The following is a 15,029-nucleotide window of genomic DNA, read 5'->3' as shown; positions in this document are numbered from 1 at the left end:
TGCCGGGTCAGGACGTGACGTGCGGGGAATCCGGGTCGAGGGTTCCGTCGTCGTCCAGGGTCCACCTGGTGGTGGCCCTGCCCGACGGACAGCAGTCGGGATCGCTCTCGCGGAACCAGACCTCGTGGGCGACGACCCGGCCGGAGGCCAGCTGGATCCCGTCGAATGCGCCGGCCTGTCTGCCCACGTACTGCGGAGTGACGGTGCCCACGAACCGGAGTTCGCCCTTCTCGCTGGTGAACACCACGTAGGCCCAGGCGAGCCGGGCGCCGGCTGTCTCGCCACCGGTGTCGCATCCCGCCAGCAGCGCCGCCTCGTCACGGGAGTCCCCGAGGAGGTCTCCGTAGGCGACGGCTTCGGGGCGGTCCTCGGCATGGACCTTGCCCCACTTGCCGGACTGCGCCCAGGCCTGGCCGGCCCTGAACCTGATGAGGCCCCGCACATCGCAGAAGTCGCCGGGTACGGCGGCCCCCGCCCAGTCCATGTCGTGCAGGTCCTCGGGTGCGCGGCCCAACCCGGCGGGCCGGGTGGGTGAGGGCTCGGGAACCTCCCCGGGTGAGGAGTCGGCTGTCTCCCCGTGCGAGGGCGTGGAGGCCCTGGGGACCCGGGGATCGGGGGTGGGGGACGAGCATCCCGCGCCGAGGGCGAGAAGGGCTGCTGCCGCGCACAGGGCGGCCGAAGAGCGTTGCATGGATCCTCCCGGCGGTACTGCCAGTCGTCCGGACAAGGGGGCTACGCGCATGGCGGGTCGTAGGGGCGGTCGGGGAGGTACTGCTTCCACTGGGGTTCGGTGATGGGAACGGACTCGGCGCACAACTGCCGGAGGATGGCGTCGACGTCCGTGTGCCACAACAGCGTGCTGTCGTCCGTCGAGACCGCGATCAGCCCTCCGTCAGGGCTGAACGCGAGCCCGGTCGGGGTGAGGGAACCGCTGGTGGCGAGCACGGCTGTCTCCCGGGGGACGGCGGGCTCACTCACGTCCCACAGCCGGACGTCCCCGTACTGGTCCGCGCTGGCAAGCAGGTCCTCGGTGGGGTGCGCCGCGAGATACGCCACCTCGCCCGAGTGCCGCTGCGTCCTGCCGAGTTTCCTCGCCCGGTGCGGGTCCGTGATGCTCCAGGCCGTCACCGTTCCCCGCGAGTCCCCGACGAACAGGGTGCGACCGTCGGAGCTGGTGGCGATGGAGTCGGCCGTCGCCGACTCCACGGGGATCACTTCCGTCCTCACCGGCCGGTCCGGGCGGCTGATGTCCCACAGCTGGACTGCCTCGCGGTCCTTGCGCAGGGCCGCCAGGAGGCCACGTTTCCCGGCGAAGGCGACGGGCGCGGTCCCCTCGTAGGAGGACGCGGCGCCCGAACCGGACAGTGTGCTGAGGATCCGGGGACGCTCCGGGTCGCTCACCTTCCACAGGCGAACCGGCCCGAGCGGTTCGGTGGCGGCGAGGACCGAACCGTCGGGCCCGTACACCACGGCCTGCGGGTCCGTCACCTCCTGGGAAGCACCCCGCTCGCGCGGTCGTGAGGGGGTGCTCACGTCCCAGAAGCGGAGCGGGTGACCGGTCGCGAGGGTGCGTCCGTCCGGGCTGACGGAGATGCGCTGACCACCGCGGTTGAAGGTGGTCAGCGTGGCCAGGCGCCGCGGTTCCGGCACCCCGCCCACCTGCCAGAGCGTGCTGGGCCGGCCGGCGACCACGAATCGGCCCTTCGGGTCGAAGGGCTGGGGGGACAGATCAGCGGATGGAAGGGTCTCGTAGGCCGATGCGCTCTGCGCGCCATGGACGTTCCACAGGCGCACGGCTCCGCCCTGGGGCGACACGTCGTCGGGGGCCGCGGACGCGAGGGTGCGGTCGTCCGGAGCGAACGCGAGGGAGCTGATGTACGCCGTGTCGCCGGACAGGCGTGCGCCCTGCCTGGGGCGAAGCGGGTCGGAGATGTCCCACAACTGGATGATCCTGTCTCCCGCCCCGGTGGCCAGGGTCTTCCCGTCGTGCGCGAAGGCCACCGCCGTGATGAACAGACCGTGGGCGTTCAGCACCGAGCGGAGTCGCGGGCGCCGGGGATCGGCGATGTCCCACAGACGTGCGGTGTAGTCCCCACCGGCGGTGACAAGGAGATGGCCACTGGGGCTGAAGGCCAGCACGGAGGCAGGTTCCGCGAAGGCGTCGGTCAGCGAGACCTTTCCGGACGGGGACAGCCGCATGAGCCGTATCCGTTCGTCGTCCACGCTTGCCGCGATCAGTTCTCCGTCCGGACTCACGTCGGTACCCCACGCGACGTCCTCCCCGATCGGGGACGATTCCTCGACGGCCCTGGGGTGGCCCGGGTCCCGGACGTCGAGGAGGACTACCCGCGACCCGGTGCCCACCATCAGCAAGGGGGCCCGTGCCGCGAACGTCAGCTCCCGCACGCCTTCGTCGGGCCTGACCGTCGCCAGCAGCCTCGGCTCGGTCCTGCTCGTCAGGTCCCACAGCCGTACCCGCCCCTCGAAGTCGCCCTCGGCGAGCAGCCTGCCGTCCGAGCGGAAGGCGACCGCCCGCACACTGCGCCCCTGCCCCGTCAGGGCGGAGACGACCTGATCCGTCGACGTGTCGTACAGCACCACCCCGCCGTCGAAGGCGGCGGCCATCAGCTTCCCGCTCGAACTGTAGGCGACGGCACGGGACCGGCCGCTGGTGCGCAGCAGACGCGGGATGGCCGCGCTGGCCAGCAGACCGCCGACCGCCTGCTCGGTGTGCGACAGGCGGTACGCCTCGACGAGGAGTTGACGGGCCAGATCGGGCTGGGTGTCCTGGACGGTAGCCGCCTCGGCGACCAACTGTCGTGACTCGGCGATCAGTTGGCGTTCGGTCGCGACGTTGCGTTGCCGTTCGGCGACCAGGCCGAGCACCATGGCCGTCGCCAGCAGCGCGCAGAGTACCGAGACCGTGCCCGCGACCAGCCGGTTCCTGCGGCGTCTGAGGCCGAGGTGGTGTCCGATCAGCTCGGCCTTCGACCGGCCCTGGACGGGGGCGACGAACTCCGCGACGTCCGCGACCAGTCGGGGGTCGTCGACGGGCACCGAGCCGTCCTCGTCGATCTGTGCGCGCAGCCATCTGAGATCCACCCACCGAGGACACCCGGGCGCGGCGGCCAGGACCCGTTCCATCTGTTCACGCGGCAGGGCGTCCGTGCGGGACCAGTCGAAGTCCTCCGCGGCCCGGCTCCACTCCAGAGTGCCGTCGGTCCAGGCGAGGAGCAGGCGCTCACCGCGGCCGTGCGCCACCCACCAGTCGATCTCGGCGCGGACCCAGGGCGATGCGGCGGCCCGGGGGGAGGCCATCACGATGAGCCAGCTCGAACGTGCCAGGGCTTTCTCGATGTCCTCCTGCAGATTGCGGCTGGCGCTGAGATGCGTCGTGTCACGGAACACCCGTAACTGCACCGGCCGGTACCAGGGCCGCCCGAAGTTCTCCATCCCCCGCTGGAAGACGGTCGCGACGTCGCGGTCCAGATTCTGGCTGTAGGAGATGAAGGCGTCGTAGTGGGGTTCGGTGTCCGCCCGTCCTGCCATCCCGCTGCCGTCCTCCCGTCCTCGGGCCCCGTCCGGGGCCGGTCCACGTTCAGGTCATGAGTCCCGCCGGTCCGGTCACGAGGTGATGTGGGGCTCGCCCGGCGTCAGCCGGCTGCCCTCACGGGTCCAGACGGTGGTGGCGTCACCGCTCGGGCAGCAGTGGGCGTCGTTGGGGCGGTACCACTTCTCGTGCGCGATGATCCGGCCGGGTGCGAACTCCGGCCGTGCGAGCAGCGTGGGGTACGGCCCGGCCTTCTGCCGCGGGGTGATCGAGCCGATGACGACCAGGTCCTTCCCCACCCGCGCGTACACCACGTAACCGGCGGCGATCTGCGCGTTCTGGGTGACCCCGTCGTCGCAGCCGACGTAGAGCGCGGCCTCGTCGCGGTTGTCGCCGTCGGTGTCGCCGTAGTAGACGTTCCGCCCGCGCATGACGTGTACCGGCCCCCACACCGTGGATGTGGCCCTGGCTTCGCCCCGGGCGTCGAATCGCACGAGTTCCGGCACGCCGCAGAACTCGCCCGGGGCGGGGGTCTTCGTCCAGTCCACATCGTGCAGATCCGCCGGCGCCGGTCCGACGACCTCGGGGGCGGACGACCCGGCGGTGGGTGACGCGCCCGAGGACCCGGTGCCGGTGGCGTCGGATCCCTGGGCCGACGTTTCGACGGGGGGCGCGGGCTTCGGTGCGTCGCACGCGCTGGTCAGCAGCAGAAACGTCAGGAACGCGGTGAGCGGGGTGGTGCGCTGCAGGAAGGTTGCCACGGTGCCCTCGTCTTCTGTGTCAGGCGCAGGGTGGGTCGTAGGGTCGGTCCGGGAGGTACTGCGTCCACTGGTCGGGAGAAATGCGGGGGGACTCGGCACACAGACGCCGGAGGATGTCGGTACGGTCCACGGTCCACAGCCGCACTCCTCTGTCGCCGCTGACCGCCAGCAGGCCTCCGTCCGGGCTGAAGTCCACGGTCGCGAAGGGGAAGAGGCCGCCGCCGCTCAGCGAGGTCACCTCGACCGGGTGAGCCGGGGTGCTGAGGTCCCACAGGCGGATGCGGCCGTCCAGGCCGGCGGTGGCGGCGAGCTTTCCGCCCGGGTGGAGGGCGAGTCCGGTGATGGCACCGGTACGCCAGGCGGAGGCGCCCTTTCGCACCGGTCGGCCGGGATGTGAGACGTCCCACGTGGTGAGCCTCCCGGACTCGTCGCCGACGAGCAGAGTGCGGTGGCTCGGACCGAAGGCCAGCGCGGTGGCCTTCCCCCTTGCCACCGGGATGTCTCCCACAGGCGTGGGCCGGGCGTGCCGCGCGACCCGCCAGAGCCGTACGGCGCCCTCCCGGTTCGGTGCGGCGAGCAGCGCGCCGTCCGGGCTGAACGCCAGGGCCTGGCCCTTGCCGAGGGCATCGCCGAGTGTGCCGAGCAGTAGAGGCCGTTTCCTTGCGCCGATGTCCCACACTTGCACCGTCCCACCGGGTGCGGCCCGGGTGGCCATCAAGGGGAGGACCGGGTTCATGCTGAGAGCCTCCGCGCCGGCCGTGCGGATCGTCCCGGGGGCCAGGTCGCGCGGCTTCGCAGGATCGGTCAGGTCCCATGCCTTCACCGGCAGGCCCGAGACCAGGGTGCGCCCGGCAGCGCCGAAGGCCGCGGCCTGGCCGCCGGCGGCGTAGCTGTCCACAGTCGCCATGAGACGCGGCGGTCGTGTGCCATCGATCCGCCACAGGGTGGTGGGAGCGCCCCCGGCGGCCAGCAGGCGACCGTCCGGGCTGAACGCGGGCGGAAAGATGCCCGTGGTCGGCAGGGTGGCGAACGCGGAGGTCCGCTCGCTCCCCGACACGGCCCACAGCCGCAGGGTGCCGGGGTCGGTCCCGATGTCGGTGCTCTTCGTGACGCCGACAGCGGCCACGGTGCTTCCGTCCGGGCTGAAGGAGAGGCCGCCCACTGCCGTCGGGTGGCCACTCAGCCGGGCGCCGGAACGAGGGCGGAGGGGATCGGACACGTCCCAGAGCCCGACCGTGCCGTCGCTGTCCCCGGCGGCCAGGGTGGTCGCGTCCGGGGAGAAAGCCACGGCGAGTACGCCGAAGCGGGTCTGTGCGTACAGTTCCGGTCTGGCGACGGGACGGTCCGGGTCCGCGATGTCCCACAGACTCACCCTGCTGTCGTCGCCGGCGACGGCGAGGAGCCGGCCGTTCGGGCTGAACGCGATCTGCCGCGGCTCTCCGACGGCGCCACCGGGCAGTGCGGTGAAAGCGGCGACCGGGCGGAGCCGGGCGGAGCGGGAGAGGGTCCACAGACGCAGACGTTCTTCTCCCCGCACCCTGGTGGCGATCAGATCGCCCCTCGGGCTTGCCGCGACCGCGGCAGCAGGCAGGGAGCCGAGGAACTTCGGACGAGCGGGGTCCTGGACGTCGAGGACGAGACCACCCTTGTCCGTCATGGCGACCAGTCGCCCGCCAGAGGTGAGAACGAGGACCAGGACCTGCCCGCGACCGGGCACCGCGGACGGCACCGCCAGAGTCCTGGGACTGCGGGCGTCCGTCACGTCCAGCAGCCGCACCTCGCCGTGGGCGCCGCCGAGAGCCAGCAGCCTGCCGTCCGGGCTGAACGCGACCGCGGTCACCGGGTGCCGCACGGGGTCGACGGAGACCGGCGGTGTCCCGCGGGCGGGGTCGGACAGGCGGACGCCGTCGCCGGCCACGGCCAGCAGTCCCCGGCTGCTGTACGCGGCCGCGCGTACGGCGCCGGGCCCGTGCACGACCCGGGGCATCGCGTAACTGTCGATGAGCGCCCCGGCCGCTTCCGCCGTGGGCGCGAGTCGGTAGGCCTCCACCATCAACTGGCGGGCCAGGTCCGGCTGGGTGTCTCTGATCGACGAGGCCTCGGCGACGAGCTGCCGGGACTGCGCGACCAGGGTCTGGGCGCGGGCGTTGTCGCGCTGGTCGAGGGCGGTGATCCCACCGGCCACGGCGATGAGGAAGAGCATCGTGAGCACGGTGACGGTGGCCTGCACCCAGTGGCGGGTCCTGCGGCGCTGGCGCACATGGTCGCCGATCAGCTCGTCCTTCGACTTGCCGGTCAGGGGCGCGACGAACTCCGCCATGCTCTCGATCAGGCGCGGATCCGCACCGGCCTGCTCCGCACCGCGCAACCAGCGCAGGTCGATCCAGCGGGGCTCCTGGCCGAAGGCGCGGGCCATCTCCTCGTGCGGCAGGGCGTCGGTCCGCGACCAGTCGAACGACGCCCGGTCCGAGTCCCAGACCAGCGTGCCGTCCGTCCACCCGATGAGCAGGGTGTCCGCGGACCGGTGGGTGAGCCACCAGCGGATCTCCTGCCTCACCCACGGCGACGCCGCGGCCGGCGGGCTCGCCATCACCACCAGCCACCGGGACCGGGTCAGTCCCCTCTCGATTTCCCGCCAGAGATGAGGACTTGCCGCGAGATTGGTCTCGTCGCGGAACAGTTTCAGGCTTCTCGGCCGGTACCAGGGGCGGTCGAAGCCCTGCAGTGCGCTCTGGAAGGCCTTCGCGACGTCCTTGTCCCAGGCGTGGCTGTAGGAGACGAAGGCGTCGTAGGCGTACGCGTCTGCCCCGCCTTCCTGTCCCCGGCTTCCCGAACGACTCATCCGCTCGTCCAGACTCCCCCGCGCGTCCGCATCATGCGGCCTTCGGCCGCATGCCGTACGCCTTCCGGCTTGCTCGTCCAGGTCAAAGAACATAGCGCTCACGGTCACCGGGCGGAGCCGAAGCGAAGGAGTGCGCTCGGACGGGGCTGGAAGACGCCGTCGTCGGGGCGTGAACCCGCTGGTGGACGATTGCCTGACGTACGCTCTGCGGAGGCACCGGGGTATGTCCCTGAGGCGCGAGATCGGAGGGACGTACATGTCCGACGCACTGCCGGCCGGCTCCCTGAAGGGCGTGCGGATCGGTGTCTCGGTCGCGGGCAGTGCCGACCTGGACAGGCTGGGCCTGGCCGAGAGCGGGTTCCGCACCGTCCTCGGTGAACTCGCGCGGCTCGTCGTGACGGCGGGTGGCACGCTGGCCTACGGAGGAAACCTCCGCCAGGACGGCTACACCGTCTTCCTGGTCGAGCAGTTGCGGGCGTACGCGCCCTCGTCGCGCCCGTTGCTCAACTGCCTCGCGTGGACCGAGCACCGCAGCCTGTCGCTGTCCGAACTGGCCCTGCGCCGGGAACAGTTCGGCCGCCACGGTGAGATCGTCTGCCTGAGCGTCGACGGCGAACCGGTCGACCCCGCCGCCGGCCGGGGCGAGGACCCCGTGCCCGAGACCGACCCCGAGACCGGACAGCGCGCGCTCACCGGCATGCGTCGCCACCTCATGCGCCACGTCGACGCGCACCTGCTCCTCGGCGGCAGGCGAGGAGGGTTCCTCGGGGCCCTGCCCGGGCTCGTGGAAGAAGCACTGCTGGCCTTGGAAGCCGGGCCGGCCGTCTATCTCGCGGCGGGCTACGGCGGGGTCACCGCCGACATCGTCAGGGCGCTCGGCCTGGAGGGCGCGCCCGAGGTACCGCGTCCCTCGGACGCCACGCCGCCCGATCCCCGCTTCATCGACGGGCTGGAGCGGCTTCGGGCACTGGCCGACGCTCCCGGATGGGCGGGCCTGCGCAACGGCCTGACCGACGAGGAGAACCGGCAACTGGCCGGTTCCCGCCTGCCGCAGGAGATCGCCGCCCTGGCAAGCCGCGGGCTGGGGCGACTGCGCCGGGGCCGCTGACCCGATAGATTCTCCCGGCGGCACGGTGGAGCGTCCGTGCCCTGCGGCATCCGGGGGAAGGGACACTGAGGTGGCGGCACGTCAGCGATCGACCAGGGGATCCGTGTTACGCACGGCGGGGCGGGCGGTGCTGGCCGCGACGGCAGGGGCCGTCGTCGGCGTCGCGGCGTACTCCATCAGCCAGACGGGAGGCCAGTTGCTCTCCGTCACGGTCGGCGGTGTGGCCGGTGTCGCCCTCGTCCTCGGCGCCGATGTCTACCGCAGGTCGGTCCAGTTGACGGAGGTGCGGCTGGTACTCCCGGGCAGCGAGATGACCTTCAAGGCGAACACGGACATGCGGCAGGCCGCGCTGCGCCTGTTCTTCCAGGCCGCGACGCGTGTGGCGACCCGCCCGTTGGACGACGGGAGCGGCAATCTGCGCGAGGCTCTCACGTCCCTGAAGACACTGTTCGACATGTATCGCGAGCCTCTGGAGTCCGGCAGCGCTCCGCCTCCCCCCGCGGACGGCGACTCCGTCCACGAACTGGTCCTGGACATACTCAACTTCGAGCTCGCCCCCTTCCTGGCCACCTGGCATCCCCGGCTGCGCGCCTTCGAGGAGGCCAACCCCGGGCAGGACGAGTCGGCCTGGCCGGACAACGCGGAGTTCCGGCAGGCCCTGCGCGAACTCCAGCACAATCTGCGGCCCTACGTGATCGGTCTGGGTGAGATCGCGGGCATCCGCGACCCGGAGCGTCATCTGCGCAGGTCCGCCTGGCACGCGGCCCGCCACACGGGTGGCGTACCGGGGCAGGACACGCGGCGCTCCGCGCCTGCCTCGGACGGCGGACCCGATCGCGACAGCGGGTCGCGTCCCTGATCCCCCTGCCGGGCCCCGATCCCGTCGGTGCTCCCCCCTGACGGCCGCCGGTCAGCCCGAGGTGACCGGCGGTGCGCGGGGCTATGGTGACTGCCATGTGGTCAGGACGGCCGTACGGTGGCGGGCGGAACCCCGGCTCGGACGGCGGGTACCGGGCGAAGGCCGTCGCGGTCGCCGCGGCGGCGGCCGTGGTCGTGGCCGCGGGCGTCGCCGGCTCGCTGTTCCTGGGCGGCGGCAGGGGTGAGAGGGACGACGTCGGCGGCGGGAACGGGAAGGCGTCGGCGAGTGCGCCGCGCGGCGCGACGGCATCGGTGACGGCATCCGCGTCGGCGTCCGGCGGCGGGGCCGGGAAGCCGACCGTCCCGGGGTGGAAGGTCGTCGTCAACCCGGAGTTCGGCACGGCCTTCGACGTGCCGCCGGACTGGGACGTCGAGTCGCCGAGCCTGGTGATCGGCTTCCACGACAGCAAGGCCGACTACGGCGACCGCAAGAACTGGGGCAAGTTCCTCATCGCCATGAGCGGCACGGTGATCTTCCGGAACGACCTGTGCCTGTCCGACAGCGACCAGGACGGGCGCGTGGAGAGCACCGCGGTGGCGGTGGCGGGCAGCAAAGGCGCCGAGGGGGCCGAGGGCACCGGCGATGCCGCCCTGCGCCAGGCGCGCGCGTGGGTGTACGCCGGTTACACGCAGCCCGACAGGAAGAGCATCGTCTCCGACAGGGCGGCGAAGCCGTACACGACCAGGTCCGGCCTCAAGGGCAGCGTCGCCTGGGCCCGGTCCGTGAACACGCCGCAGAAGGACAGGTGCGCGACCGACGGCAAGGCCGTCGCCTTCGGTTTCAGGAACTCCGCGGGCGGCCTCGCCGCGTGGTGCCTGTTCGGCGCCACGGGTGTGAAGGGCGAGCTGCCGGACTCGACGATCAGGAAGATCCTCGGCACGGTGCGGCTGCACGGGAAGCCGACGGAATCCTGAGCCGGCACCGGTGACGGCTTGGTGACGATGAGTACAGTGGGAAGGGCGACGACGGGGGCGGACGTAGATGTCGAGGCAGACGGGGTCGGGCGGTGAGCGGCCGCAGATCACCAACACCGCGGTCGACTGCACCGCCGAGTACCTGATCCAGATCGGGATCCTCCAGGGCGACCTCAACGTCAGCCTGCGGGTGGACGCTCCCGATGACGACGCCCCGCTGGCGGCGGCCGAGCGGAGACTGGCGCGCAGCCTGCTGTACCGCTGGCGGGCCGAGGCCGACGCCTGGGACATGACCGACCCGCAGCCGCTGCCCGTGCGCTGGACACCCAGTCACCGGGTGGCGTCCGCCGGGGAGTACATCCCGGCGGGCTCCGGTACGGACACCATCGCCGGGGCGTTCCTGCGGCTCGGGCCCCGGCGGCGGCTGGTCGTGCTCGGCACCGCCGGGTCCGGCAAGACCGTCCTGTCCGTGCTGCTCACCCTCGAACTGCTCGCCCGCCGGCTCACCCAGGGCGAACGCGAGGTACCGATCCCGCTCGTGCTGTCGCTGGAGTCCTGGGACACCCGGCGGCAGTCGCTGACCGAGTGGCTGGTGGACCGGCTGCACCGGGACCACCCCGGCCTGCCGCCCGTGGACGGCGTGCACCCGGCCCGCCGGCTGGTCCTGGACCGGCGGGTGCTGCCCGTCCTCGACGGCCTCGACGAACTCCCCGGGCACCGCCGCGCCGAGGTCCTCGACGTCCTCAACTCCGGCCTCGGCGGCGACGGGGACGCCGTGCTCGTCTCCCGCACGGCCGAGTACGCCGACCTCGACGGGCAGGGCAAGGGCCTGCGGCACGCCACCGTCATCGAGTCGCTGCCGCTGCGCCCGGACGAGGTGGCGGACTACCTCCGCAGGGCCCGGCCGCGGGCCCGCGCCGCCGCCTGGGCCGGCCTGCTGGACACCCTCCGGGCGCAGCCCTCCGCACCGGTCTCGTGGGCCCTGACCAGCCCCCTGATGGTGTGGCTGGTGCGCCGCTCCTACGAGCAACCTCCTTCCGCGCCGGGCGAGTTGGCGGACCGGGCGCGCTTCCCCACCCGGGAGGCGGTCGAGGCGCACCTGCTCGACCGGATCGTGCCCGCCGCGTTTCCGGCACGGCCGCCGGAGCCCGGCCGGCTGCACCCGCCCCGCGCCTGGGACGCCGAACGGGCCGACGCCTGGCTGTCGTACCTGGCGCTGCTGCTCAGCCGCCGGGAGGAGTCCGAGCTCGCCTGGTGGCGGCTGTACGCGGCGCCGTTGCCCCGGCTGCTCGCGGTGCCCGCGCTGACGGCGGCCGGCATCCTGCTCTCGTTCGTCATCCGGGCGCCCATGTCCGGTTACGCGCGGACCTCCGGGCTGGGCGACATCAGTGTGACGAACGCCGTGATGTTCGGGGTGGTCCTGGCGGCGCTCGCCCGGTCCGTCACCGCGGGCTGGTTCGGGCAGCGGCTCGCCGAGCCCCGCCGCAGCGCCAACCCGCTGCTGTTCGTCCACGCCCTGCGCTCCGTCGACCGGCACGCGCGGGTCGGCCCGCAGGTCCGCCTCGCGGCGCTCACGGGCGGCCCCGCCCTGGTCGTCGTCCTCCTCGCGCTGTACGTCTTCCGGACGCCGGACCCGGCCCTGGTCATGCTCGCGATCGGTGCCGTGCTGCCGGTCCTGCTGATGATCGTGTACGCGGCACCCGCCGACACCGTGGACGCCGCCGGCCCCGGCGAGCTCCTGCGCGGCGAACAGACCACGCTCGTCACGACGGTGACGCTCGTGGCCCCCCTGATCGGGGCCGGCGCCGGTTCGTTCTTCTGGCTCGACGCGCGCGGATCGGGCAGTTGGTGGCCGGCGTTCGGCGCCTGGGCCGGTGCGTCCGCGATGTTCGTGCTGCTCAGTCCGTGGAGCCGCTGGATCCTCGCCAAGTGCTCGCTGGCGGCGACCGGACGGGTGCCCTGGGCGCTCATGTCCTTCCTCGGGGACGCGCGGACGGCGGGCCTGCTGCAGCTGTCGGGCGGCACCTACCGGTTCCGCAACCGCAGGCTCCAGGAGCACCTGGCGGGGCGGCGCGCCCGGGAGCGCGGCACGGCGGCCGTACCCGGGCCGCCGCGCGTCCCCGCGCTCGCGGCCGCGCGGCACTTCACCGTGCGGAGCACCGGGGACCGTTACCACCTCCGCGGCCGCTCCCGCAGGCTGCCGCTGGCCCACTGGGCGGTGCTGGGCCCGCTGATGGCCTTCGTCCTCGTGCGGTTCACCGTGGCCGGTCAGTGGCGCGAGCTCCCCTCGTGGGCGTCGGTCCTGTTCCTGCCCTTCCTCGGCGCGCTGATCACCGTGATCGGCTTCCTCATGCCGCGTCGGCGGATCGAGCTGGAGGTCACCCGGGACGGCGTCACCTCCGTCACGGGGCGCAGGCGCCGCTCCTACGCCTGGCGGCACGTCGAGGAGATCACCGTGCGCCGGGTGATCTTCCGGGGCCGGGACGCGGGCTTCTACGCGCTCCAGGTGCGGCCGACCGCCGATGCCCCGCGCCCGCCGCGCCGCTCCCGGCTGGGCGACGGCTGGTACCTGGTGCTGCCGCTCGGCCTCACCCCGCGGATCGACGACGGGCTCAGCGGCGCGCTGGCCGGATTCGCCGGGCCGCGCTGGACGCACGGGACCGGGACCCGGCCCTCAGCAGAGTGACTCGGACCCTCCGGCGGCCGTGAGCAGGGCCAGGCAGCGGGACGTCACCGTGTGCCCGTCCTCGGTGGCGTCGACGGCGTAGGCGACCGGGGCGTGACCCGCGGCGCCTTCCGGCGCCGTGATCCGCCAGCGCGCCTCGTACGTGTCCTGGGCCCGCAGCACGCGGGGCGGCCGTCCCACGAGCGTGGCGTGCCAGCCCGCGGGCAGCCGGGGCGGTCGTACGACGACGGCGAGGTCGCGGGCGGTGGTGTTCTCGATGCGGAGCCGGCCACCGTCGGCCGGACGCAGACGCAGGGCGTCGGAGCTGGTCCAGCGGACGTTGAACTCGCGCAGGCGTTGCTCGTTCTTGTCGTCCTTGTCCCACGAGGAGCCGACACCGATGCGGATCGAGTCGACGGTGTGCCGGTAGGGGATGTGGTAGCCGTACGTCTTGGCGATGCCGTACTTGCCGCCTCCCACCGTGCGGGCCTGCCACGCACCGGAGTGGGAAGTCCAGACGGTACGCGCGCCGACCTGGCCCTCCAGGTCGAAGCTCGGCGAGAAGATGCCCTCGACGGTGTCCGGGTCGAAGTCGACCGAGACCTCGCTCAGCGGCAGCGGCATCCCGAAGTCGACGCGCAGCCAGTTGTCGTTCTTCGGAGCGCCGGTGACCGACCAGTATCCGGTGTGGCCGGGCAGCGCCGCCGAGGGCGGGTGTCCAGGGTCCGCGTAACTGACGCCGATGCGGGGCCAGTCGGGAGTAGCGGCGGCCATCAGGTCGACCTGGTGGACGGAACCGGTCAGCGGGTGACGCCACTTGTCGTAGGCGGCGGGCAGACCGAGGAGCGCCCGCGGCGGCAGGACGCCCGCCTGCAGCAGGACCAGCACGAGCGGCACGGCCGCGAACCCGGCGAGGTGGGCGAGCAGCAGTCCGTGGCGGGCCACCCGGTGGCGCGGCAGCCGCACCGGGACGCCTCCGGGACGGCGCGCGGGCGGTGGGGCGAGGGTGCCGCCCGGGCCCGGGGTGCCGGGCGTCCCGGCCAGCCACTGCGGGATCCCGGCGAGAGCGGAGGCCGGGACGCACCGCACCGGGATGCCGGTGCGGTCGAGTGCGCGCAGCAGATGGCCGCCGTCGGCCGCCGCCAGCTCGGCGCGTACGGCGGTGTCGTCGCCGCGGGCGGCCCGGGTGTACAGCAGCGCGAGACGGCGTGGGCGGCGGCGCGCGGGCAGGGCGCTCAGGAGGTGCAGGACGCGGGTGACGGCGTGCACGGCGGCGCTGTGCGCGGCGGGTTCGTCCACCACCAGCAGCAGCCCGTCGGCCCGGCCCAGGATCTCCAGCCGGGCGACCGACTCCTGGCTGCGGTAGGCGTCACCGGGCGGGTCGAACCACAGCAGGGGCGAGCGGCCCGCGCGCACCAGCGGCGGTTCGCTCCCGGGCGGGGCGCCCAGTGCGGTCAGGCCCTGCCGGTGGACGCCGGTGCGCTGCGCGGGCGGGCCGCCGACGAGTACCACCACGCGGGCCCGCTGGTATCCGGCGGGCAGCGGGTCCCGGCAGTGCGGGCAGCAGGCGTCCAGGCGGCGGACGCCGAGGACGGCGGGGAGGCGGGTGCCGCAGCGGCAGCGGTGGTGCAGCGCGCCGTACCGGTTCGGGGTCAGCGCGGCGTGCCGGGCGCCGCAGCGGGGGCACAGGCGCACCGGGCGCACGACGGTGCGCCCGCAGTCGCCGTACGGGCACGGGGCGGGCCCGGGGCTCAGTGCGCGGCCCGCCCGCTCGACCACGGCCCACATCAGCCGCCACAGCGCCCACAGCACGCGGCACAGGGCCCAGCACAGGAGCGAGAACAGCAGCGGGAGGATGCTCAGCGCGGTCGCGGTGAGGATGGCGGCGGTCATCGTGAGCACCAGGACCGGGGCCATGACGGCGGCGAGGAAACGCCGTCCCCAGGTCGGGCCGTGCCGCGACTGGCGGGCGAACCCTCCCACGCAGTGGTCCACGAACCGCTCGGCGTCGCCGACGACCCGGGTGTGCTCGTCGAGACCGTCCCACCAGGCCGCGCGCAGATCCCGCAGCGCGGTGACGCGGAAGTAGGCGGGGACGGCCGGTTCGCCGTCCGGGTCGGCTGCGACGGCCGCGGCCGTCCCGAACGTCCGCCACACGATCCCCAGTTGGCACAGCACGAGACGCGGCAGGGTCACCAGCACGCCGTGGCCGACGGTCAGCGCGGCCAGCAGGACGATCATGATGAGGAGAACGGCGGGGTTGGCCACGG

General features: G+C 73.3%; 9 protein-coding genes. 4 read left to right on the top strand and 5 right to left on the bottom strand.

All coding sequences use genetic code 11. The features are described from left to right. Positions 1–7 precede the first annotated feature (7 nt). From VKA29_RS11045 to VKA29_RS11030, 4 genes are all read right to left on the bottom strand, one after another. Positions 8–691 (bottom strand): hypothetical protein, encoded by a 684-nt coding sequence (locus tag VKA29_RS11045; RefSeq protein ID WP_324785174.1) that lies wholly within the window; start codon positions 689–691, stop codon positions 8–10. A gap of 41 nt (positions 692–732) precedes the next feature. Continuing rightward, entirely contained in the window at positions 733–3,549 is a 2,817-nt protein-coding gene (locus VKA29_RS11040; RefSeq protein ID WP_324785173.1) for a TIR domain-containing protein, read from the bottom strand. 75 nt (positions 3,550–3,624) lie between these two features. Further along, entirely contained in the window at positions 3,625–4,311 is a 687-nt protein-coding gene (locus VKA29_RS11035) for a hypothetical protein (RefSeq protein ID WP_324785172.1), read from the bottom strand. Between the two features lie 19 nt (positions 4,312–4,330). Then, the gene (locus VKA29_RS11030) at positions 4,331–7,153 is read right to left on the bottom strand and encodes a toll/interleukin-1 receptor domain-containing protein (protein ID WP_324785171.1); all 2,823 of its coding nucleotides are present in this window, start codon (positions 7,151–7,153) and stop codon (positions 4,331–4,333) included. Positions 7,154–7,409: 256 nt separating this feature from the next. On the opposite strand from VKA29_RS11030, the gene VKA29_RS11025 reads away from it, so the two are divergent. From VKA29_RS11025 to VKA29_RS11010, 4 genes are all read left to right on the top strand, one after another. After that, positions 7,410–8,261 carry a hypothetical protein gene (locus tag VKA29_RS11025; protein ID WP_324785170.1) on the top strand — a complete coding sequence of 284 codons (852 nt, stop codon included), beginning with the start codon at positions 7,410–7,412 and terminating at the stop codon, positions 8,259–8,261. Between the two features lie 103 nt (positions 8,262–8,364). Beyond that, positions 8,365–9,120, top strand: coding sequence for a hypothetical protein (locus VKA29_RS11020; protein WP_324785169.1), 756 nt, complete (start codon positions 8,365–8,367; stop codon positions 9,118–9,120). A gap of 95 nt (positions 9,121–9,215) precedes the next feature. Beyond that, a complete protein-coding gene (locus VKA29_RS11015; protein WP_324785168.1) occupies positions 9,216–10,094 on the top strand; it encodes a hypothetical protein in 879 nt (292 codons plus the stop codon). Between the two features lie 67 nt (positions 10,095–10,161). Continuing rightward, positions 10,162–12,780, top strand: a complete 2,619-nt coding sequence (locus tag VKA29_RS11010; protein ID WP_324785167.1) for an NACHT domain-containing protein — start codon at positions 10,162–10,164, stop codon at positions 12,778–12,780. Here VKA29_RS11010 and VKA29_RS11005 read toward each other — a convergent pair. Then, positions 12,769–15,027, bottom strand: a complete 2,259-nt coding sequence (locus VKA29_RS11005) for a hypothetical protein (RefSeq protein ID WP_324785166.1) — start codon at positions 15,025–15,027, stop codon at positions 12,769–12,771. The genes VKA29_RS11010 and VKA29_RS11005 overlap by 12 nt on opposite strands. Positions 15,028–15,029: the final 2 nt, after the last annotated feature.

Source organism: Streptomyces sp. H51 (genome assembly GCF_035656535.1).
GTDB lineage: Bacteria > Actinomycetota > Actinomycetes > Streptomycetales > Streptomycetaceae > Streptomyces.
Note: the sequence above shows the minus strand (reverse complement) of the source record. Positions and strands in the feature narration are given on the sequence as shown.

What these genes read in the sequence shown, in the direction of transcription:
- VKA29_RS11045 (WP_324785174.1), bottom strand. Translation starts at nt 691, where the DNA reads ATGCAACGCTCTTCGGCCGCCCTGTGCGCGGCAGCAGCCCTTCTCGCC.
- VKA29_RS11040 (WP_324785173.1), bottom strand. Translation starts at nt 3,549, where the DNA reads ATGGCAGGACGGGCGGACACCGAACCCCACTACGACGCCTTCATCTCC.
- VKA29_RS11030 (WP_324785171.1), bottom strand. Translation starts at nt 7,153, where the DNA reads ATGAGTCGTTCGGGAAGCCGGGGACAGGAAGGCGGGGCAGACGCGTAC.
- VKA29_RS11025 (WP_324785170.1), top strand. Translation starts at nt 7,410, where the DNA reads ATGTCCGACGCACTGCCGGCCGGCTCCCTGAAGGGCGTGCGGATCGGT.
- VKA29_RS11015 (WP_324785168.1), top strand. Translation starts at nt 9,216, where the DNA reads ATGTGGTCAGGACGGCCGTACGGTGGCGGGCGGAACCCCGGCTCGGAC.
- VKA29_RS11010 (WP_324785167.1), top strand. Translation starts at nt 10,162, where the DNA reads ATGTCGAGGCAGACGGGGTCGGGCGGTGAGCGGCCGCAGATCACCAAC.